Here is a 19,077-nt window from a genome sequence, read left to right as displayed (position 1 = left end):
CCGGCGTCATGAAACGCGTCATGAAACCCCTGCGCCGTGCGCTCGCTTCCGAGGCGGGCTTCACCCTGCTCGAAGTGCTGCTGGCGACGCTGCTGATGACCGTGATCCTGGCCGCGCTCGCGACTGTGACGGCACAGTGGCTGCCGAACTGGAATCGCGGCATTGCGCGGGTGCAGCGTGCGGAGCGCCTCGCCACCGGGCTCGACCGCATCGTCGCCGATCTCTCCGTGGCCGAGCAGATGACCGTGAACGGCGACGCCCGAGTGCCGCTGTTCGACGGCGCCGAATTGTCGGTGACCTTCCTGCGCACCGCGCTCGGCCCGAGCGCGCGTCCGGGCCTGGAATTCATCCGCCTGATCGAGAAGGCTGACGCGCAGGGGCTGGCGCTGGTGCGCGAGCGCGCGCCGTTCCAGCCGATGCCGACCGACGGGCAGATCCGCTTCGTCGATCAGGTGGTCCTGATCCGCGCGCCATTCCGCGTCAGCTTCGCCTATGCCGGGCCCGACAGGCAGTGGCAGCCGATCTGGCACGGTCAATCGCAACTGCCGGATCGCATCCGCATCACGGTGCGTGACGGCGCCACCGGTCAGGTGCTGGCTGTTTCGGCCGCGGTGTTGCCGCACATTACGGCGCCGGCCGAATGCGCGCGTGCCAAGAATCCAACGACCTGCGTCACCGGGGGCACAGCGCCGCAACAGGCGGAGAAAAAAGAGGAGCAGCAGCTGTGAGCGGCACGGCGCATGATCGGGACGCGCTTTGTCAGGGAGCACTTGGCCAAGGAACACTCGGCCAAGGAACACTCGGCCAAAAAACACTCGGCGATGACCGCGGCTTCATCGTCATCGTGGTGCTCTGGATGCTGGCTGCGCTCGCCACGCTCGCGCTGATCTATCTGACCTATGTCACCAACACCGCGGTTACGGTCGCCGTCAACACCGACCGCTTGCAGGCCGACGCATTGATGAATGCGGGCCTCGAGCTCGCGGCCTATCGGCTGACCGCACAGAGCGAGGCGACACGCCCGACCAGCGGCACCTTCAATGCCCGGGTCGGGGCGGGAAGGGTGGTCGTGACGTTCCGCTCGGAGGCCGCGCGCATCGATCTCAACATGGCGCCGAAAGCCGTCCTCGCCGGCCTGATGACCGGGCTCGGCGTCCCCGCGTCGGATGCGCCTGACTACGCCGACCGGATCCTGGCGTGGCGGTCGTCGACGGAGACAGGTCAGGACAATCCGGAAGATTCCTACTACCGCACGCTCGGCGCGCCCTATCTGCCACGCCACGCGCCGTTTCCGCATAGCGACGAGCTGTGGCTGGTGCGGGGCATCCCGTCAGCGGTGATCGAGCGCGTGCTGCCCTTCGTCACCGTGTTCAGCAACATGCGCACCGTGAACGTGCTGGATGCTGCGCCGCAGGTGGTGGCGGCGCTGCCGAATGTGACGCCGGAGACCCTGCAACGCCTGCTGCGCGACCGTGCCGATCCCAACGTGGACCCGCGGTCCCTGATCGGGCTCGCCGGCAGCGCCAGCGCGACGATCGAGGGCTCGAAGGCCTACCGTGTGACGGTCGTCGCCGAGGCGCCGTCGCACCGGCAGAGCTCGGCCGAGATCGTCATCCTGCTTCTCGAAAGCGGCGATGAGCCCTATCGTGTATTGTCGTGGCACAACGCCTTCGACGGTTCTGCTGGAAAGCCTCTGTGAGATGAGTTCTCTCTATTCCCTTCGCGCGATCTTCGATGCCTGGACCGGCACGGTGGCCAGTGCTGCCGTGGCCGGACTGGAGCGAATGGTCTCGCCGCGCCTAGTGCGGCTGATCGAGGGCGAGACCGGCGCGTTCGCGCTGGAGGTTGCGAAGCCGGAAAACGCGGCGAAGGAGATCGCGTTCGAGGACGGCAAGTTCACCGGTGCCAATCTCGCGCCCATCGTCCGCGGCTGCCGGGTCGAGATCGTGCTGCGGCCGGCGCGCTTCCTGTTCCGTCCGCTGGAGCTGCCGGCGCGTGCGGCCGATTTCCTCGACGGCATCGTGCGGGCGCAGATCGATCGGCTGACGCCGTGGAGCGCGGGCGATGCCGTGTTCGGTTGCAGCGCGCCGGTGGCGCAAGGCGCAGAGGGCATCACCACGATGATCGCGGCCGCGCCACGCCGGCTGGCGATGGGTTATGTCGAGGCGGTGTCCGGATTTCACCCGTCGGCGATCGCGGTTCTGACCGAGCCAGCGGAGGGCGGGCGCATCAAGGTTTTCGAGCAGAAGTCGCGCGGCGCGATCGACCCGGTGCGGTTGAGCCGGACGCTGCAGGCGGTGCTGGCCATCGCGGCGATCGCCGCCGTACTCGGTTCGATCGGCGCGGGCTATCTCGCCGACAGTTTGAGCACGCAGGAGAGCGAGCTCGAGCAACAGATCACCCAGCGCCGCGCCGCGATCCGTGGTGCCGACGGCGGCGAGCGATCGCCGTTGGCGCTGCTGGAGCGGCGCAAATACGACACGCCGGCGAGCGTGATCGTGCTGGAATCGCTGAGCCGCCTGCTGCCCGACCACACCTATGTCACCGAGATGCATATGGTCGGCAACAAGCTCCAGATCGTCGGCATCACCCGCGATGCGCCCTCGCTGATCCCGCTGATCGAGCAGTCCCAGCACTTCACCCGCGCGACCTTCTACGCTCCGACCACGCGCAGCTCTAGCGATCCCGGCGAGCGCTTTCACATCGAGGCGCAGATCGAACCGAGGAACGCCCCATGACAAGCGGCATGAACAGCAGCGCGATGGCGAGCGGAAACACGGTCGCGCGGTGGTTGAGCGGCTCGCCGCTGATCGCGGTCACCCTCTACCTCGCAGTGACGGCAGGGCTGCTGCTGACGGCGGGCCTGTCGATCGCCGACGTCATCGCCCATCGCCAGGCACTGGCCCAGACCTCCGACCTGCTCGACCAGCTGCGCGGCCGCAAGGGCGCCGCCAAGAATGCCGCGGCCATCTCGGCCGAACATCCCGGCACGCCGTTCTTGGAAGGACCGACGGTGACGGTCGCAGGCGCCAATTTGCTGCAGCGGGTTGCGGCCGCGGTCGGCAATGTCGGCGGCTCGGTGCAGTCTTCGCAGGTCGATGTCTCGGGCGCGCAAGTGAAGGACGGTTTCGTCGGCCTCGTTGTCAGCTGTGAGCTGGAGCAGCCCGCGCTACAGAAGCTGCTCTACGATCTCGAGGCCGGCATGCCGTTCCTGTTCATCGACCAGCTCGACGTACAGGTACCGCAGGCCACGTCGCTGAACGAGGCCAGTACCGGCCGCGTCAGGGTGATTTTGGGTGTTTCCGGCCAGTGGCAGGCGGGGAAGTAGGGCGTTGTTGTTTGAGCATGATCTTTTCGGAAAACCGCTGCACACTTTTCCGGATCATGCTCGAGCTCACCAGCTGTATTTGAACACGCCCTTGCCGGAATAGCTGGTGACGTTGCCGGAAAATTCGCCGTCGAAGGTGCCGGCGACGGAGAAGCCGTTCAGCCATTTCATCTCGGCGCTGGCGCTGACAAGGGCGGAATCGGCGTCGGCCCTGGCGCCGTTCACGACGAAGTTCGAGCCGGGCAGGGTCTGGAACAGCGCGGTGACGGCGCGGCTCGGATTGTAGTCATGTGCCCAGGCCGCGCGGCCGCGCAAAGTCAGGACACCGTTCTGCATCGCGTAGGATTTGTCGGTGCGCAGGCCGAGCTCGGAGCGGGTGTCGGTCAGCGACTGCGAGGCATAGTTCAGCGCGAACAGGCCACCGCCATTGAGGCTGACTTCGGAGTAGTTCGGCAGGTTGAAATTCGTCACCTGCGCGGCCGCATAGGGCGTGATGCCGATCAGCGGCGTCGCGAAGCGATAGCCGCCCTCGAAGCGGGCCGAGAAGGTGTCGGCCCTGAAGCGGCCCTGGAGCTGGTCGGCGCCGGCCAGTGCGACAGTGCGGGTGGTGGTGACGTCGTGCCAGCCATAGGCCAGTGCGGCGGCGATATAGGCCGGGCCGAAATTGTGTCGGCCGTAGACGCCGGCCTGGAACAGATCGGCGGAGCCCGCGCCCATCGCGTTGGCAAGCGAGTAGTTCAGCCCGCCGCCGCCGAGCGAGAAGCCGACGAGCGTGTCCAGCGAAATCCTGTAGTCGGCGCCGGCCGCGCCGCCCCAGACCCGCGCAGTGAGGTCCTGCGAGCCGACCGCGGCGTTGCCGCCGACCTGCGCCGAGCCGCCATAACCGGCCGCCCAGACGCTCCAGCGGTTGATCGGCTGCGACGAGAGCAGCGGCGCCTTGGTCGCCATGGCATAGGCCTCGCGTTCGCGCGTCGTTGCCGGGCGCATCGACGCATAGGCGGGAGCGTCGTCACTATCGGCGAATTGCGCGATGCTACCGGCCTTCGTGAAGCCGCTCGAGCGTCCGACGACGGTTGGATCGAGCATCAGGCTGAGGAACTGGCCGTCGGCGTTGATCGCGGACTGGATGATGCCGGTGCCGAGCTCGCCCGAGGCCGTTGTCAGCCCCGCAGGCGCCAGCGCGGCGAAGGCGGCGGGAATGCCCCCGGTCGAATTGAAGAAATTGGTCAGCGTGTTGGCGACGTTCTGCTGGTTGACCGTGAGGCCGCCGCCGCTCGGCGTGAAGTTGACGCCGATATTGAGGAACACGTTGTTGAAGTCGTAGCTCAGCGTCGCGTTGATCGACGGCATGTTGGAGACGACCGCGGAATTGAAGCGGGTGCCGCCGAAGCCCGTGGCCGTGGTCAGGATCGTGTACTGCTTCTTGACGGTGCCGGAGCCGAAGATCGCGCTCACCGTCGCGCCGCCGAGGGTGGCTGCGCCCGTGACATTGGCGAGGCTGGCGTTGGTGGAGGAGACCTGGACCAGATAGGTCGAGGCCGCGGTGAAGCTCAGCGAGCCGTTGATCGTCAGCGTCCCGGTCGGGTTCGCCGCGTTGCCCGGTGCAAGCGTGCCGCCGTTGACCGCGACGCTGCTGACGTTGCCGGTGCCAGCCAGCGTGCCGCCGGCATTGACGGTGGACGCGCTGACGATCGAGCCGTCGACGACAAGCTTGCCCCCGTTCACAGTGGTGGCACCGGTATAGGTGTTGGCGCCGGTCAGCGTCTCCGTGCCGCCGGCCATGGTGAGGCCGCCGCCGGCGCCGCCATCGTCAATGACACCGGCGAAGGTGCCGTTGCCGTTGGTGATCGTCAGCGTGTTGGCACCAAGATTGACATTGCCGGAGCCCGACAGCGATTTGATCGAGGTGCCACCGTTGGTCAGGCCCGTAATGTCAAAGAAGCCGTTGGCGATGACGTTGCTCGAGGTCGCGATGCTGCCGTCGTGGCCTAAGCCGTTGCCGAGATCGAGCTCGCCGCCGCTCGCGATGGTCGTCGTGCCGGTGTAGGTGTTGGTGCCGTATAATATCTGCCCGACGCCGCTCGCGATCACGACGCTGCCACCAGTGCCGCCGCCGATGCCGCCGTCCTGGATCACGCCGCCGAAGAAAGTGCCGCTGGCCAAGGTGATCGTCAGCGTCTTAGATCCCAGCGCGACGACGTCAGTGTTGCCGAAGGAGAACAGCGCGCCCACCGAAGCGCCGGAGTTGGTCTGGGAGATATCGAGCGTGGCGCCTGCCCCGCCGAACGCGACGTACAGAGAATTCGCGATTGATCCGTTGCCCTTGAGCGCCAGCGTCGCGCCGGGATCGATCTGGGTTGCATTGGTGTAGGTGTTCACGCCCGAGAGCGTCTGCACGCCGCCGCCAATCTCGAGGCCGGCATTCCCTGTGGTCCTGATGCTGCCTGCGAACTCGGTCGAGCCGTTGGAAATGAACAGCCCGTAGGTTGATCCCATCTGCACGACGCCGTTGCCGGCCAGCGTCGTGATCCCGGTGTACGACGAGGCCGCTGTCGTATCGAGCGTCCCATTCACCGTGACGACGCTGGATGAGAGAATGCTGCCGAAGCCGGAGAGCGCCAGTGTTCCGGCCGAGACCGTCGTCGCCCCGGTGTAGGTGTTGAAGCCCGTCAGCGTCAGCTTGCCGGTGCCGACCTTGGTCAGTCCGCCGCCGGTGCCGGAGATCACGCCGTCGACCTGGGTCGAGGTGTTGAGGCTGCCAGTGGTGAGCGTGTTGGCGCCGAGAACGTAACTGCCCGCGCCTTCGATCGACCCGGTCGTCATCCCGCCACTGGTGAGGCCCGAGATGTCGACGGTGCCGCCGGCATTGGTGACGAACTTCGCGCTGCCGCCGGTCGACGTGTCGTTAAAGTTCGTGGTTGCGCCGTTGTCGGTGGTGATCGTGGCATTGCCGGCGGTAGCGGAGCCGTCGAAGGTCACCGTGCCGTCGTTGGTGATGGCCGCGCTGGCGGCGGTGGTGTTGTTGTGGAAGAAGAGCGACGCTCCCGCGGCATTGCTGATCGTCGCGGTGCCAGCCGAGGCACTGGTGAAGAAATCGATCTGGCCGTGGAGGTTGCTGGTGATGTGGGCGCTGCCGGCCGAGCTGGAATCCTCGAACGTGACGAAGCTGTTGTTGATGAGGGTTGCGGTGCCAGCCGTGCTGTTCTGGATGAAGTTGACGGTGCCGCCGGCATCGTTCGTGATGGTCACGGCTCCGGTGCCGCCGCTCGCGGTGCTGCTGTTCTGGAAGACCAGATTGTTGCCGGACGTGACCTCGAACGTCTGCGTGTTGCCCGAATCGTTGATGATGCCCGTTGCGTTGATGATGAACGGGTTGAACAGCGTGACCGCGTAGGCTTGCGCGGTGTTGGTGAACTGCAGCGTACCGATGGTGACGATGCCGTTGAGATTGTCGATCGATGTGGTGCCAGTGTTGGCAAACGTCGCGGTCACGTCCGGTACGCCCGGGTTCCAGTTGGCGGGATCGGTCCAGTCGGTACTGACGCCGTTCCAAGTGGCGTCCACGGCGTGCGCGGCGACGACGCCGAGCGCCGTGGTCGCGAGCAGGGTCGCCAGGGAGTGGCGGACGACAGAGCGCAGTCGGTTATCGATCCTTGCACGCGCCATTGTCGGTCCAGCCCTAGGTCTTCTCAAATCGACAAAGAAAATCAGCAACTTGCGTGTGGTGAAGCCGCATGCCGATGCCATAATCCATAGCGTCGCGGCGTCCTGCAATGAACGGAAGTCCATTTGCGTTGAGTTCCAGACTGTTTCGCTTGCAATTTCGGCGATCGTGGCCGTTTGGCAACAGCGCTGAAAGCCCAGTTTCTCCAATCCGGTAGAACAGGTTGCACGCGGGTTGATCGTGAGGCCTATCAGAACTAGTTTGCGGCCTCTGGCTTGCCGCGCGCTGGCCGATCGCAGGGGAGTTCGATGTCCGGGTGGCTGAGATCGGTCGGATTGGCCGTGTTGTGCGCGGTCCTCGGCATCACCGAATGCGTGGCCGCCACCTCGTCGCGCATGGACATCCTGTCTGACGATGCCGCCAGCGGTCCTGCCGAGAGCGTCGATGTCGGTGCGGTCAGACCGATTGCCCGGCCCACGCCGGCGACGAGCAAGCCTGCGCCTCGCGGCAATCCGCTCTGGTCGGTGCCGCTGTCGGCGCTGACCGGGACCCAGGAGCGCCCGATTTTCTCGGCGACGCGGCGGCCGCCGCCACGCGCGGTTGCAGCCGCTCCGGCCGAAGAGGCCCAAACGCCGCCGCCACCGAAGCCGGTCGAGGCGTCGCCACCGCTGATGCTGGTCGGGGCCGTGGTGGGCGAGGGTGATGCGATCGCGATCCTCGTCAACCGCACCGACCAGAAGATCATTCGGCTGCGCCAGGGCGAATCGCTGGACGGCTGGTCGCTAACCGCGGTCCAGCCGCGCGAGGTGACGCTCAAGCACGGCGATCGCAGCGAGGTGCTGGCGCTCCAGCGGCCGGAACCCGCGTCCGCTCCTGCAAGCGCGCCCGGGATGGCAGCCGCTTCCGCCGGTGGTGCTGGCCAACTGACGATGCCGACCCCGGGCGGCCCGTCGTTCGCGCCTTTCGTGCCGCGGTCCACGCCCAAGAACGGCCAACCGGACGGGCTCTGAGCTGCCGGGAAGGATGCGGTTTGACCGACACGCAGACTGACGCGCCCGGCAAGGCCGAGGGTGCGGGCGGACCCGGCGGTGCCGGGCGAGCCCGCCGGCTCGTTCGCGGCTGGTCGGCGAATCTGGTCCAGATGGTGCTGGGGCTGACCCAGCAGTTGCTGCTGATCCCCGCCTTCCTGCACGTCTGGAACGGCGATGTGCTCGCGGCGTGGCTTGCGATCTATGCCGCCGGAAGTCTCGTCATCGTGGCGGACGCGGGATTGCAGTTTCGCGCCATCAATCGGTTTCTCGCCTTCAAGTCCTGTGTCGATTGCGACGGGCGCACGGCGAGCGTCTACCACGGGATGCTGCGGATCTATCTTGCCATCGTCGCCGGGCTCGGCGTCCTGCTCTGCGCGGCCGAGTATCTCGCGCCGCCGTCGGCCGTGCTCGGTTTTCACGGGATGCCGACATTGGACGCGGCGATGCTGGTGATGATGCTGGGAACGCTCCTGAGTTTGCCCGCCAACCTCTGCTCCGGCCTCTATCGCGTCCGCGGCTTGTATGGCCGAGCCGTGTGGCTGCAAAACGCCGCACTGCTGCTCGGCCAGATCGCGCAGCTTGTCGCGCTCGCCATGTTCGGAAGCCTGCTTGCGGTGGCGATCGCCTTCGTGTCGACGCAGCTCCTCTTTGCGATGTTCATCGTCGGCTTCGACGCGCCGCGCCGCTTTCCGTTCCTGCGCCGTGCCGCAAGGCCGCCGTTGGTCTCGCCATCCTGGCGCTGGAGCATCGGCCAGTTCGGCCGCGCGCTGCCCTTCGCGATCGCCAACATCACCGAGCTAGCGCTCGTCAACGTTCCGGTCCTGCTCGTCTCCGCGCTCGTGTCCGATCGCGTCGCGGTGGTGCAATGGGGATTGACGCGCGTGATCGCGAGCCTGGTGCGCGGGCTATGTCTCCAGACCGCCTTGCCGCTCGGTGCCGAACTCGGGCACGATCATGCCATCGGCGACAAGGAGCGGCTCCGCCATCTTTACGCTTATGGATCGGTGTTCGTCACCGGGCTCGCGTGCCTGACCGTCGCGGGCTTTCTGCCGTTCTGGCCGGATTTCTTCGCATTGTGGACCCATGGCAGCATCCCCTATGACGGGCTGCTTGCGGTGACGCTGCTGCTCGGCTCGGCCGCGGGCGCGCCCTCGCTGATGGCGCTGGTCTTTGCCAATCACAGCGATCGCGGTCCGCTGCTGATCCGGACCAAAGGGCTTCAGTTCGTCGTATTCCTGCTGCTGGCCTTCGTGTTGATACCGAGGCTCGGACCGCTCGGCGCGGCGCTTGCGGTGGTCGCGAGCGATATTCTCGTTCAGTTCGGGCTGATCACGCTGGTGATCATATGGCAGACCCTGCGCCACCCGCTCAGGCACGTCGCGTTCCTGATGCTCACGGCCGCGGGGATCGTGGCACCAGGCTGGCTGATCGGGCTCGCGATCACAACACTCCTGCCGGGGAGCGGGCTCGTGCATTTCGTCCTGGAGTGCGCGATCTGGATGGCGGTGGTCGGCGGGCTCGCAAGCCCGCTATTGAACACGGCGCTGCGCGAGCGGTTGCGGGCGCTGATTCCAGCGTAGCTGATGATCTCAGCGTGCAGTCAGCGCCAGCCGGTGCTTCAGCCGTTCCAAATGACGGGCGAATTCCTGGTGGCCAGCCTTGGTCTCCTCGGCAAACTGCGCGAGCCGAAGATGGCCGGCATTGTTCAGGCGCTCGCGTGTGCCCTCGGCGCGAAGGGTGACGATCGCATCTGCCAGCGAGCGCGGATCGTCATAGTCGAACAGGAGCGCGGCGTCGCCGGCCTGGGCCTTGAAGGCTTCGGGATAGATGACGGGCGTGCCGACCGCCCAGGCCTCCAGCGGGGGCAGATTGGTCGGACCGAAATAGCTTGGCATCACCAGTGCAGCGGCGCCGCGATAGAGTGCACCGAGCTCGGCTGACTCGACGAAGCCGATGATGGAGATCTGGTCCGACAGGCCATAGGTGCGGATCGCCGCATCGATCTTGTCGCGACCGCCACGATCCGAGCCGCACAGCACCAGCCGTTCGGTGATGCCCCGCTCGCGCAGGCCTGCCAGCGCTGCGAGCAGCGTCATGTGGTTCTTGTGCGGCCAGAACTGCGCCGGATAGAACAGATAGCCAGGTTCGAGCCGGTACTTTGCCAGCACCTCCGCATCATCGACGGCGGCAGGCGCGGACTGGCTGACATAGGCCGAGGGAGAGAACGGTATGCAGACCGCGCGATCCCGCTCCATGGCGTAGCGGCGAGAGAGATCGTCGATCAGCTCGGGGGCATTCACGATCACTACTGCCGCCTTGGTGCTCGCAAGGCCGAACAGGGTCTCGCGGCGCTCGAATTCGCCGAAGGTGCGGACCTCCGGAAATTCCGGCGCATCGCGATGGCAGCCGTCGAATATCGTGATGATGAAGGGCAGCTCGTAGAGCAGCAGGTGCCGCTTCGAGGTCGAGGTGAAATGCACGACGTCGATGCCGTCGCGGATCAGCGCGCGCTCGAACGGCGATTTCCGCTTCAGCGCGATCTGGACCAGATCGAACGGCCCGCAATATTTCAGGAACAGGAAGAGATAGTCGAGCACGCCGAACTTGAGCAGACGTGCCGTGACGCGAAACTCCTTCAGGATATCCAGCGTCTTCGGATAGGGGGAGTACACCACGATCTCGTTGCCGGACTTGCCTGCCCAGTCGCGCAGCCAGAGCAAATCATTAAGCGGCTGCTGGAAACCGCCGCCGACCTCCAGCGCCTGCTCCAGCATCACGGCGAGCCGCAGCGGTCTCACGGCCTGCCGCTCTTTCTGGCGACCGTGTAGGCCGCCCAGCTCTTCGAGTGCGGGGGGGCCTGCGTCAGCCATGCGGCATGTGTGGCGGGCTCAAAGCCGCTCGCTGCGAGCGCTGCGTCGATCTCGAACGGAAACCAGTAGCGCATGTGGTGCGCTTCATCGACGCGACGGATCGTAGCGCGATCCGTGTCCTCGCAGAACAGCGTGTAGTTCACCGTGACGGTCGCCGCCTGTTCGTCATGGTCGGATTGCGCAATCCGGGTCAGACGCAGCGGCTTCTGCTCGATCACCTTGACGCGCGTCTCGACGCCTTGCGCCAGCACGGCGCCGCCATACCAGTAGTCGAAAAGGAAGATGCCGCCCGGCTTCAGCGCGGCATGCGCCGTGCGGAACATCGCCGCCAGCGCATCGCGGCCGGTCTGATAGCTGGCGACGTGGAACAGCGACACCACCGCGTCGTAGTCCCGTTCCGGGCCTGTCTCGCAGACATCGCCCTGTCGGAACGGAATCGAGAGCCCGGCCTGCGTGGCGCGCGCCTTGGCGCTCGCGATCATCTCATGGCTGAGATCGATGCCGGCAACGTTCCAGCCCTGACGCGCGAACGCCAGCGCGTGCAGGCCGGTGCCGCAGCCGAGATCGAGCAGTTTTCCGGAGGAAACGCCATGGTCGCGCAAGCGTGCTTCGACGAACGATGTCTCGGCCGCGTAATCCTTGTCCCGATAAAGCAGGTCATACCAGGGCGCGTAGTCGGCGAACACCGTCACGCCAGAATCTCCTTGAGCGCCTGGGCGGCGCGCGCGATCTCGTCGTCGGTCAAGGCAAGTCCGCTCGGCAGGTAAAAGCCGCGACGGGCAATGTATTCCGCGTTGGGATGGGATTCATCGCGCATCAGGCCCATCCGGCGCAGCACCGGCTGCTCGTGCATGCACCAGAAGAACGGCCGCGTGCCGATGCCCTTTTCGCCGAGGCGGCGCATCGCCTCCTTGGCGTCGAACGGCACGCTGTCGTCCAGCACGACGCCGTAGACCCAGTAGATATTGTCGGCATAGTTGGTGCGGGCGACCGGGCGGCGGATGCGGTCGACGCCGGCGAGATGGTCGTCATAGAGCCGGCCGATCCGGCGCTTGAGCTCGACCGTGCGCGGCAGCCGCTCGACCTGGGCGACGCCGAGCGCGGCCTGCAGGTTGGTCATGCGCGCGTTCCAGCCGAACTCCTCGTGGACGAAGCGTTGCTGCGGCTGGAAGCAGAGATTGCGATAGCCCGCGAGACGCTCGGCGAGCGCGTCGTCGTCGATGAGGATCATGCCGCCTTCGCCGGTGGTGACATGCTTGTTGGGATAGAAGCTAAAGGTCGAGACGTCACCGAAACTGCCGCAGGGCGCGCCACGATAGGTCTGCCCGTGCATCTCGGCGGCGTCCTCGATCACTTTCAGATCATGCCTGCGCGCAAGCGCCATGATCGGTTCGAGATCGACCGGCAGGCCGTAGATGTGCACCAGCATGATCGCGCGCGTGCGCGACGTGATCGCGGCCTCGACGCCCTCGACCGTCATGTTCCAGGTTGCGGCATCGCAGTCGACCCCGATCGGGACAAGGCCGGCGCGCACGATGGCTGAAGCGCAGCTGATGATCGTGAAGGTCGGGATGATGACTTCGGAGCCTGCCTCGAGGCCGAGCACATGGACCGCGATGTCGAGCGCGACCGAGCCGTTGCTCACCGCGACGCCGTGGCGCCGTCCGGCGGCCTCCGCCATCGCCTGCTCGAAGCGCTTGATGAACGGTCCCTCCGACGAGATCCAGCCGGTGCGGATGCACTCGGCGAGATAGTCGGCCTCGTTGCCGTCGAGCAGCGGCGTGTTGACGGGAATGAACGGCGACGTCACGGATTCAGACCCTTGATCCGGATTTCCGACTGCGCGACCTCGGCAAAGCGGGTCTTGTCGTTCTCGCCGGAGTAGGGGCCCTGCTTGATCTCGAACATCTCGACCGGCTCGAGCACGTGGAAGCCGTGCGCGCCGCTGCACAATAGGATGATGTCGCCGGCACCGAGCACGCGACTTTCCAGATATTTTTCCTCGACCGTGTAGAAATCGACCTGGAGCTTGCCCTTCTGGATCAGGAGCACCTCCTGGGTGTAGTGCACCTCCCGCGTCACCTTGTTGTGGCGATGCGGCTCGATGCTCTTGCCCTTCGGATGGCTCATATAGGCGAGCTGCTGCGATAGTTCAGGCGACGAAAAGAAGTGGATACCCGGCTCGCGGAACGAGGCGCGCACAATGATCGCATAGAGCTGGTCGCCGAATCGAACATGTTCGACGTGTTCCATCTGAGCCTCGACAAAAGCGCTGCAATTATAGTGACATAGCGTCACGCAGGAGCACTTTGGCCATTTTGGCGGGGACCGTCAAGATCAAGCGAATGGGGGGAGCGCTGCTAGGTCCGCTCGGCGAGCCGCAGGATAGTCTCCACGCGTTGGCGGAACGTGTGGGTCGAGAGCGTGCGTGCCTGCCCGGCCACAGCGATCGCCTGGCGCGCGGGCTCATCCTTGAGATAGCGATCGATCAGCGCGATGCAGTCGTCGGCCGAACGCCAGGTCGCGACCTCGCGGCCAGGCTCGAACAGCGTGTGGAGATTGTCCTTGAAGTCCGTGAGCAGGAAGGCGCCGATACCGGTTGCTTCGAACAGGCGCGCATTGCCGGCTTCGGGGCCGGCCATGTCGATATGCGAGTTGAGCGTCACGCGCGATGCGCGTAGCGCCTGATACATCTCAACGCCCCAAACCTCGCCCTGGTGACAGCGATGAAGGGGCGACGAGGCGGGCAATGTGTGCAGACCGCTGCCGAACAGTTTCAGATCGTGGCGCCGCGAGACGGCTTCCAACTGCGCGACTCGCCGCTGATGATCGGCCGATACGGCGCCCACGAACGAGACGTCGATGCTGCGCGACGGTGCGGGAGGAAGAACGTCGAGGATCGCGGGCTCGAAACCGAGATGGTTGACCTCTGAGCGGGCGCCTTGCTGGCGAAAGAAATCCACCACCGCGGCGATTTGCGAGATCAGGAGATCATAAACCGACCAGTCTTCACCTCGAGAGGGCACGATTCCGACCTGGCCGACCATGGTGGGGCGGCAGATTTGCTTGATCCGGCGCGCCAAGCGCGTGTCGACGTGAAACAGGTCCTGGTTAAGCACGAGATCCGGCTTGAAGTCCTCGATCTGCGCCAGGAGAATCTGCTCCGATTGCGCATCAAGACGCGGGCTCAATCCGATCTTGCGCGCCAGCGGCCGCAGCGCGGGCTTGAACGGCGCGATGGCACGTTGCAGCCAACCCGGAAAAGCGTCTCGTGCAACAATATCGTCTGGAGCCGGCACTTCAAAGTTAAGGCCATGCTCGCGTGCCCAAGTGGATTGCATCCACGGATTATTGACGTGGATATCGATCGCCGTATGGCCGAGTGCAGCAAAGTTGCGCGAATAGAAATCCGCAACCCCAAACAGGCTCGCATTGCGACCGGCCATCTGAACCGCATAGGAGGCAGTCTTCAAGTTGGGCTCTCGCCGATACATCCAAGAAAGAAAGCGCGGATAGTCCGCATTCAGAATAACGATGCGCATTTCCTTAGGAGCCCTTTGTCTCGCCTGCGATGGACTAATTATAGAGCCTATTTGACGATTGCGATGCCTTCGCGAGTATCGAATGTGAATGCGCGCAAATGGAGCCTCGTTCGTAGTGGTGCTGGTTCCGACCTGAATTTGAGCTCGGACGGGGCTTGGGCTTCGCGATGTCCTTTAGCTGCTCGTCGAGATTTTCTGGAGGAACGTTGAACGGTCGGGGAATTCGAACGAGGACGTGCCGAAAAGGAAACTTCATGTGGAGTTCGCTGCGAACGACAGGGTTTGAGGAGCCCGCAAGCGGTTCATCCTAGATGGCAATCTTGGGGACCTATTCAATCATGGGGTTGGCTGTGTTGAACTCAGGCTTTTGGGTGGTGCCGCGAATATGAACAGTTGCCGTGGTGTTAAATACCAAAGCAGACATAAGAGGGCTGCGCCATGAGTAGCGATGGCCACGGAGAGGGGGACGTTGAGCAAGACTTGCGGAAGCATGCCGCCCGAAACCAAGATAAAGGCGTTTGGCAAGCCGGCTGAAACTCGATTTGCAAACGCGATGACTATGCCGCAAACGAATGCTGAAACCGGGGCGAGCCACACGCCAACTGACGCAATTCCCTCTGTCGCGAACAAGGACGCATTGAAGTAGCCCAGGCGGTACTCATGATGCATGATGATCGAAAGCTGGTCGCTGTAGGGACAAGTCAGCACGGTCTTTAGGAGGGAGACATGACAGAAATGCGTGAGCTCGTTGTGCGAAAAAAAATCGTTATAAATGTCCATCGCCAGTGCGGGGATCGCAACCATACGAAAGTTTATTATCGAGAATGGTTGACCAGCAGTGGGGAATCCAAAAGGCAAAAGAAGAAGGCCGAGGCTCATCGGTAAAAGCAACGAGAGTACAACTGCGTATCTCGACGATGTTCTTGTTGTTAGTAAATGAAGAAACGTGAGCCAAAGCGGAGCAAAGAGAGCGGTCTTAGTTAAGGTGACCGGGAAAAGCAGAAGCTGCAGCAAGATTACGATTGCAAGGCGTTTGTACCAACGGCGCGCTAGAGAATAGGCAAAGGCAAATGGTAGGAGTGCGCTAGAGCTAATCCAGATCAGATACCCGATCGGTCTTGGAACAAGAATGGTCTCGCGCGCATCGGCGAGTCCTCCCGTGAGAGGGATAGAAAAATTATGGTAGGCTCCTGATGCAATAGCGATCGCGGCCAAGCAGATGGCAAGAGAGACGATGAGATCAAAGGTCGTGATCGAGACCTCCAGCGAAAGTTTCGACGACCTGCCCAGTAGGAGCGCAGGAAGCAGAAATGCAACGCAGGAGATCGCAGCCGACCAACCAGCGCGCAAATGATCGTACGGAAACCCACTGAAACAGGTCAGCCACAGAAAGCACGACGTCATGCTGAAAAAGTAAAAGCCGACGAAATAGCCGATGGAGAAAGGATAGAAGATGAATAGGCAGCCCACGACGACTGAAAACAGCGCGACGGTCGGCAATGCAATCCACAGTGCATCAAGTCGGAAATGAATGTGGAAGACATCAGCATCTATAAGGGTCTTGGGGGTTGCGGTTGCGATTACAATCAATGAGATGCAGCAGATTGCAATGTGAAGAGCGACCAATATCGTGAGCCGCTTTTCAGTCTTGCCGAACTGTGGCATCCTGCGAGCGAGTGGGGGTTCAATCGTAGGATGAGTTTGCATTGGGGCCCCGAACACTTGCTCTGATTAGGTTGTCGACCTAAAAACTCAATGTGACTTGCGGTGTTGATGTTTGGGAACGTGAGTTTCGGATGAAATGAAGTCTCAGGGCCCCAAAATTATCATTCTGATGGCGACGTACAACGGATCGGAGCATATCGAAGAGCAGCTACAGTCGTTGGCCTCGCAGACCTACGCAAACTGGGAGCTGATTGTTTCGGATGATGGTTCCGAGGATCGGACCCGCGAGATCGTTCAACTTTTTGCGCAAGCAATATCCCAGAAGGTCACCATAATCAAAGGACCGCAGCAAGGTTTTTGGAAGAACTTCCTTGGGCTTGTAAGCGAGGCAGGGCAAGCACAGGGTGACCTCTTTGCATATTGCGATCAGGACGACGTTTGGTTGCCTGAAAAGCTTGAACGGGCCACCAATTGGTTCGAGAAGGCCGGGCAAGAGAGGCCGGCCCTCTACTTCGCAAGGACACAGTTGATTGATGAGGCTGGAAGCCCGATTGGTTTTTCGGCGTTGTTCTCCCGCCAGACGAGTTTTCAAAACGCCCTCGTGCAGAATATCGGGGGCGGGAATACGATGGTTATGAATAGGCCAGCGAGAGCTTTGCTTGCACAGACACCCAAGACCGTAATCCTCATCGCGCACGACTGGTGGACCTACCAACTGGTGACGGCTGCCGGTGGAAGCGCGTTCTATGATCCTTTACCGTCGGTAAGATATCGTCAGCACTCGCAAAATCTAATCGGATCGAACAGGGGCATACGTCCGCGTTTGACTCGGACGATGGCCTTTGGAAGTGGACGCTGGAGAGGCTGGAATGACGTAAGCCTCACGGCTCTTGGATCAATCAGGGGCTTGTTCACACCGTCGGCTTTGGCGACGCTCGACGACTTTTCGCTCGCACGACGAAGCAAATTGGCCGATCGGATAAAGCTGTTGTGGCGTTCGGGCGTGTATCGACAGAACGTGACTGAGACAATCGTGATGTATGTCGGTGCCCTTTTCGGACGGATATAGCGCTTGCGCGACCGCCTGTACATCCTCGGTATAGGCGGCGAGCACTGCCTTGATATCGCCCGAACGTCCCTTGTCCGCGCTCCATCCGGACGCTTTGGAGCGCCGAACGTCTCGCATACCTCCGTTGTGCTTCGACATCCAGAAGCCTGGCGACAAAAGCGCAGGCGCTCTTCCATCGCAAAACTGGCGTTCCACAGCATCCACACCGCCCGCAGAACAAAGGCGGAAAGTGTAACCCATCTGTCTGGTACGTTCCGTCACCTCGGGCGACGCTATCCTGGATGTGGCCCTCTATCGAGTCGGGCGGGCTCGCCTAGGTGAGGTGTTCACGTCGGGGCAAAGCTGTCAGCAGCAAACTGGAAACAACTCTGGATTCCGCGGGGCTTTGCAGATAGAGATCCAGCTGGGCGTCTTGGCGCGGCGTGGGAAAGAGCGTTTATCGGCGATACGTCTTGACCTCGCCGAGGGCCCGGTGAGGCCTCTCTTATCGTACCGTAACTCTCATGATGTTTCGCAGATTTACCGGCAAGGACGGCGTCGTTCCTCGAGAGGGCTCGGCATTTGTCAGCGATTTAGCTGTCATCTATCTGGCGCGCTATCTTGAAGGAACAAGACCGGTCATGAACTTCATCGAGTCCCTCGAGCGTCGTTCGCCTGGGATTGCGCATGATCGTGTGGTTATCCGAAAAGGTTTCCCCTCTGGGAAAACCGCGCTCGACCAAAGCTTGGCGCGTGCATTTCCCCATTCCGTGTCATTGTCTGATGACGGATTCGATATCGCTGCCTATGCTGACGCTGCGGCCCAGCTTCCACATCGTCGCGTGGTTTTCCTTAACACATTTTCGGAAATCGCGGCGGACGGCTGGCTGCGCAAGCTTGATTCGGCATTTGCCGATACGGAGGTCGGAATCGCCGGAGCTACCGGTTCCTATGAAAGCCCTCTCAGCAGCATGAAGCACGTTCAGAAGGGGTGGTGGCTGCTTCAGAGCAAGGGGATTCCAAATCCAGCCGGCGCGCTGCGATTGCTGCAGGCCATCAGAAGGCGCTTACCAAAATGGTTGGCAACCAAATTGGTGTCTCTCGTGGTTTCCTATTTCTCGGCACGCTCGTCGCGCGCCAATTGCGACCAAGCGCTGGACGACAGATTCGAGGCCTACTGGGCTAATCAGATCGGACCCGGCGGCGCGCTGGCGCGCCTGAAGGACATGAAGGTGTTTCCAAACCCACACATCAGAACGAATGCTTTCATGATTGAACGAAAGCTCTTTCTCAATGTGCTGCCCGATTCGCTCGAAACCAAAAACGATTCTTACTTGTTTGAGAGCGGTCCCGACGGGCTGACACAGCAAATTCTTCTGCGCGGGTTGAAAGTGGTGGTGGTGGGGGCTAACGGGCGTGTGTACGCGATGGAGGAATGGGGCGATAGTGGTACATTTCGCCTTGGAGACCAGCACAATCTTCTCGTCAAAGACAATCAGACCCGCGCATTCCAGAACATGAGTGCGGCCGAGAAGCGCGCGTTCACGACAATGACTTGGGGTGACGGCAGAAGCCGTCAAATGGCGGGTTCCGGAGTGCAAGAGACCCCTCAATCATAGGTACTATACTACCAACAATCCGCGCCCGGTTGATTGTACTGCGTAGCGCATGTTGGTAAACAACCCCGCTTGATCTGCCTGGGTGGGTTCCAGTTGGCATTCCAGTAGCTTAATCGATCTGGAAGCGATATTCGCAGTTTCCTGGAGACATGAATGTACGTCGTTCGCGCGAAGCTCTGTCATGCGCAATTGCTGTCACTTCCCGCCGATGGGGCGGCCCTGGGATCGGGCTCCGCTAATCGCGGCGTCGCGGGCCGCGGCCGGCTCGATGCAGCGCCGCGGCGTCTTCGGCGGCTCAGTCAGCCTGCGC

15 protein-coding genes are annotated in these 19,077 nt (G+C 62.8%); 8 read left to right on the top strand and 7 right to left on the bottom strand.

Annotation, left to right across the window (positions count from 1 at the left end; all coding sequences use genetic code 11):
- Nucleotides 1-20 precede the first annotated feature (20 nt).
- Genes K3F49_RS04010 through gspM form a run of 4 tightly spaced genes read left to right on the top strand, consistent with a single transcriptional unit; the run spans nt 21 to nt 3,328 of the window.
- Complete coding sequence (locus tag K3F49_RS04010) at nt 21-728, top strand: general secretion pathway protein GspJ (RefSeq protein ID WP_234679599.1); 708 nt, start codon at nt 21-23, stop codon at nt 726-728.
- Nucleotides 725-1,699, top strand: coding sequence for a type II secretion system minor pseudopilin (locus K3F49_RS04005; protein ID WP_234679598.1), 975 nt, complete (start codon nt 725-727; stop codon nt 1,697-1,699). Before K3F49_RS04010 ends, K3F49_RS04005 begins: the two co-directional genes overlap by 4 nt.
- A 1-nt stretch (nt 1,700) precedes the next feature.
- Nucleotides 1,701-2,738 carry a PilN domain-containing protein gene (locus tag K3F49_RS04000; protein WP_234679597.1) on the top strand — a complete coding sequence of 346 codons (1,038 nt, stop codon included), beginning with the start codon at nt 1,701-1,703 and terminating at the stop codon, nt 2,736-2,738.
- Nucleotides 2,735-3,328 (top strand): type II secretion system protein GspM, encoded by a 594-nt coding sequence (gspM, locus tag K3F49_RS03995; RefSeq protein ID WP_234679596.1) that lies wholly within the window; start codon nt 2,735-2,737, stop codon nt 3,326-3,328. Before K3F49_RS04000 ends, gspM begins: the two co-directional genes overlap by 4 nt.
- A gap of 66 nt (nt 3,329-3,394) precedes the next feature.
- Here the strand turns inward: gspM and K3F49_RS03990 are convergent, their stop codons facing one another.
- On the bottom strand, nt 3,395-6,994 hold the full coding sequence (locus K3F49_RS03990; protein WP_234679595.1) for an autotransporter domain-containing protein: 3,600 nt from the start codon (nt 6,992-6,994) through the stop codon (nt 3,395-3,397).
- A gap of 306 nt (nt 6,995-7,300) precedes the next feature.
- Between K3F49_RS03990 and K3F49_RS03985 the strand changes: the two genes are divergently transcribed.
- Entirely contained in the window at nt 7,301-8,002 is a 702-nt protein-coding gene (locus K3F49_RS03985) for a hypothetical protein (protein ID WP_234679594.1), read from the top strand.
- A 20-nt stretch (nt 8,003-8,022) separates the two neighbouring features.
- Complete coding sequence (locus K3F49_RS03980) at nt 8,023-9,603, top strand: lipopolysaccharide biosynthesis protein (RefSeq protein WP_234679593.1); 1,581 nt, start codon at nt 8,023-8,025, stop codon at nt 9,601-9,603.
- A gap of 9 nt (nt 9,604-9,612) precedes the next feature.
- Here K3F49_RS03980 and K3F49_RS03975 read toward each other — a convergent pair whose 3' ends face one another.
- The 6 genes from K3F49_RS03975 to K3F49_RS03950 all read right to left on the bottom strand — a co-directional run bounded on the left by K3F49_RS03975 (nt 9,613) and on the right by K3F49_RS03950 (nt 16,100).
- Nucleotides 9,613-10,821: a glycosyltransferase family 4 protein gene (locus tag K3F49_RS03975; protein ID WP_234679592.1), complete on the bottom strand. Its 1,209-nt coding sequence runs from the start codon at nt 10,819-10,821 to the stop codon at nt 9,613-9,615.
- Nucleotides 10,818-11,585: a class I SAM-dependent DNA methyltransferase gene (locus tag K3F49_RS03970; protein ID WP_234679591.1), complete on the bottom strand. Its 768-nt coding sequence runs from the start codon at nt 11,583-11,585 to the stop codon at nt 10,818-10,820. The genes K3F49_RS03975 and K3F49_RS03970 overlap by 4 nt, the downstream gene beginning before the upstream one ends.
- A complete protein-coding gene (locus K3F49_RS03965; protein ID WP_234679590.1) occupies nt 11,582-12,703 on the bottom strand; it encodes a DegT/DnrJ/EryC1/StrS family aminotransferase in 1,122 nt (373 codons plus the stop codon). The genes K3F49_RS03970 and K3F49_RS03965 overlap by 4 nt, the downstream gene beginning before the upstream one ends.
- Nucleotides 12,700-13,146: a cupin domain-containing protein gene (locus K3F49_RS03960; protein WP_234679589.1), complete on the bottom strand. Its 447-nt coding sequence runs from the start codon at nt 13,144-13,146 to the stop codon at nt 12,700-12,702. The genes K3F49_RS03965 and K3F49_RS03960 overlap by 4 nt, the downstream gene beginning before the upstream one ends.
- A gap of 107 nt (nt 13,147-13,253) precedes the next feature.
- Entirely contained in the window at nt 13,254-14,366 is a 1,113-nt protein-coding gene (locus K3F49_RS03955; protein ID WP_234679588.1) for a CgeB family protein, read from the bottom strand.
- 405 nt (nt 14,367-14,771) lie between these two features.
- Complete coding sequence (locus K3F49_RS03950; RefSeq protein WP_234679587.1) at nt 14,772-16,100, bottom strand: hypothetical protein; 1,329 nt, start codon at nt 16,098-16,100, stop codon at nt 14,772-14,774.
- A 136-nt stretch (nt 16,101-16,236) separates the two neighbouring features.
- Here K3F49_RS03950 and K3F49_RS03945 point away from each other — a divergent pair, with 136 nt between their 5' ends.
- Complete coding sequence (locus K3F49_RS03945) at nt 16,237-17,169, top strand: glycosyltransferase family 2 protein (RefSeq protein ID WP_234679586.1); 933 nt, start codon at nt 16,237-16,239, stop codon at nt 17,167-17,169.
- Nucleotides 17,170-17,672: 503 nt separating this feature from the next.
- Nucleotides 17,673-18,767 carry a hypothetical protein gene (locus tag K3F49_RS03940; RefSeq protein WP_234679585.1) on the top strand — a complete coding sequence of 365 codons (1,095 nt, stop codon included), beginning with the start codon at nt 17,673-17,675 and terminating at the stop codon, nt 18,765-18,767.
- Nucleotides 18,768-19,077: the final 310 nt, after the last annotated feature.

This window comes from Bradyrhizobium monzae (genome assembly GCF_021458635.1).
Classification (GTDB): Bacteria; Pseudomonadota; Alphaproteobacteria; order Rhizobiales; family Xanthobacteraceae; genus Bradyrhizobium.
Note: the sequence above shows the minus strand (reverse complement) of the source record. Positions and strands in the feature narration are given on the sequence as shown.

Coding starts and splice junctions, on each gene's coding strand:
- K3F49_RS03945 (WP_234679586.1), top strand. CDS start 16,237: ATGAAGTCTCAGGGCCCCAAAATTATCATTCTGATGGCGACGTACAAC.
- K3F49_RS04010 (WP_234679599.1), top strand. CDS start 21: ATGAAACCCCTGCGCCGTGCGCTCGCTTCCGAGGCGGGCTTCACCCTG.
- K3F49_RS03950 (WP_234679587.1), bottom strand. CDS start 16,100: ATGCCACAGTTCGGCAAGACTGAAAAGCGGCTCACGATATTGGTCGCT.
- K3F49_RS04000 (WP_234679597.1), top strand. CDS start 1,701: ATGAGTTCTCTCTATTCCCTTCGCGCGATCTTCGATGCCTGGACCGGC.
- K3F49_RS03990 (WP_234679595.1), bottom strand. CDS start 6,994: ATGGCGCGTGCAAGGATCGATAACCGACTGCGCTCTGTCGTCCGCCAC.
- gspM (WP_234679596.1), top strand. CDS start 2,735: ATGACAAGCGGCATGAACAGCAGCGCGATGGCGAGCGGAAACACGGTC.
- K3F49_RS03960 (WP_234679589.1), bottom strand. CDS start 13,146: ATGGAACACGTCGAACATGTTCGATTCGGCGACCAGCTCTATGCGATC.
- K3F49_RS03940 (WP_234679585.1), top strand. CDS start 17,673: ATGATGTTTCGCAGATTTACCGGCAAGGACGGCGTCGTTCCTCGAGAG.
- K3F49_RS03985 (WP_234679594.1), top strand. CDS start 7,301: ATGTCCGGGTGGCTGAGATCGGTCGGATTGGCCGTGTTGTGCGCGGTC.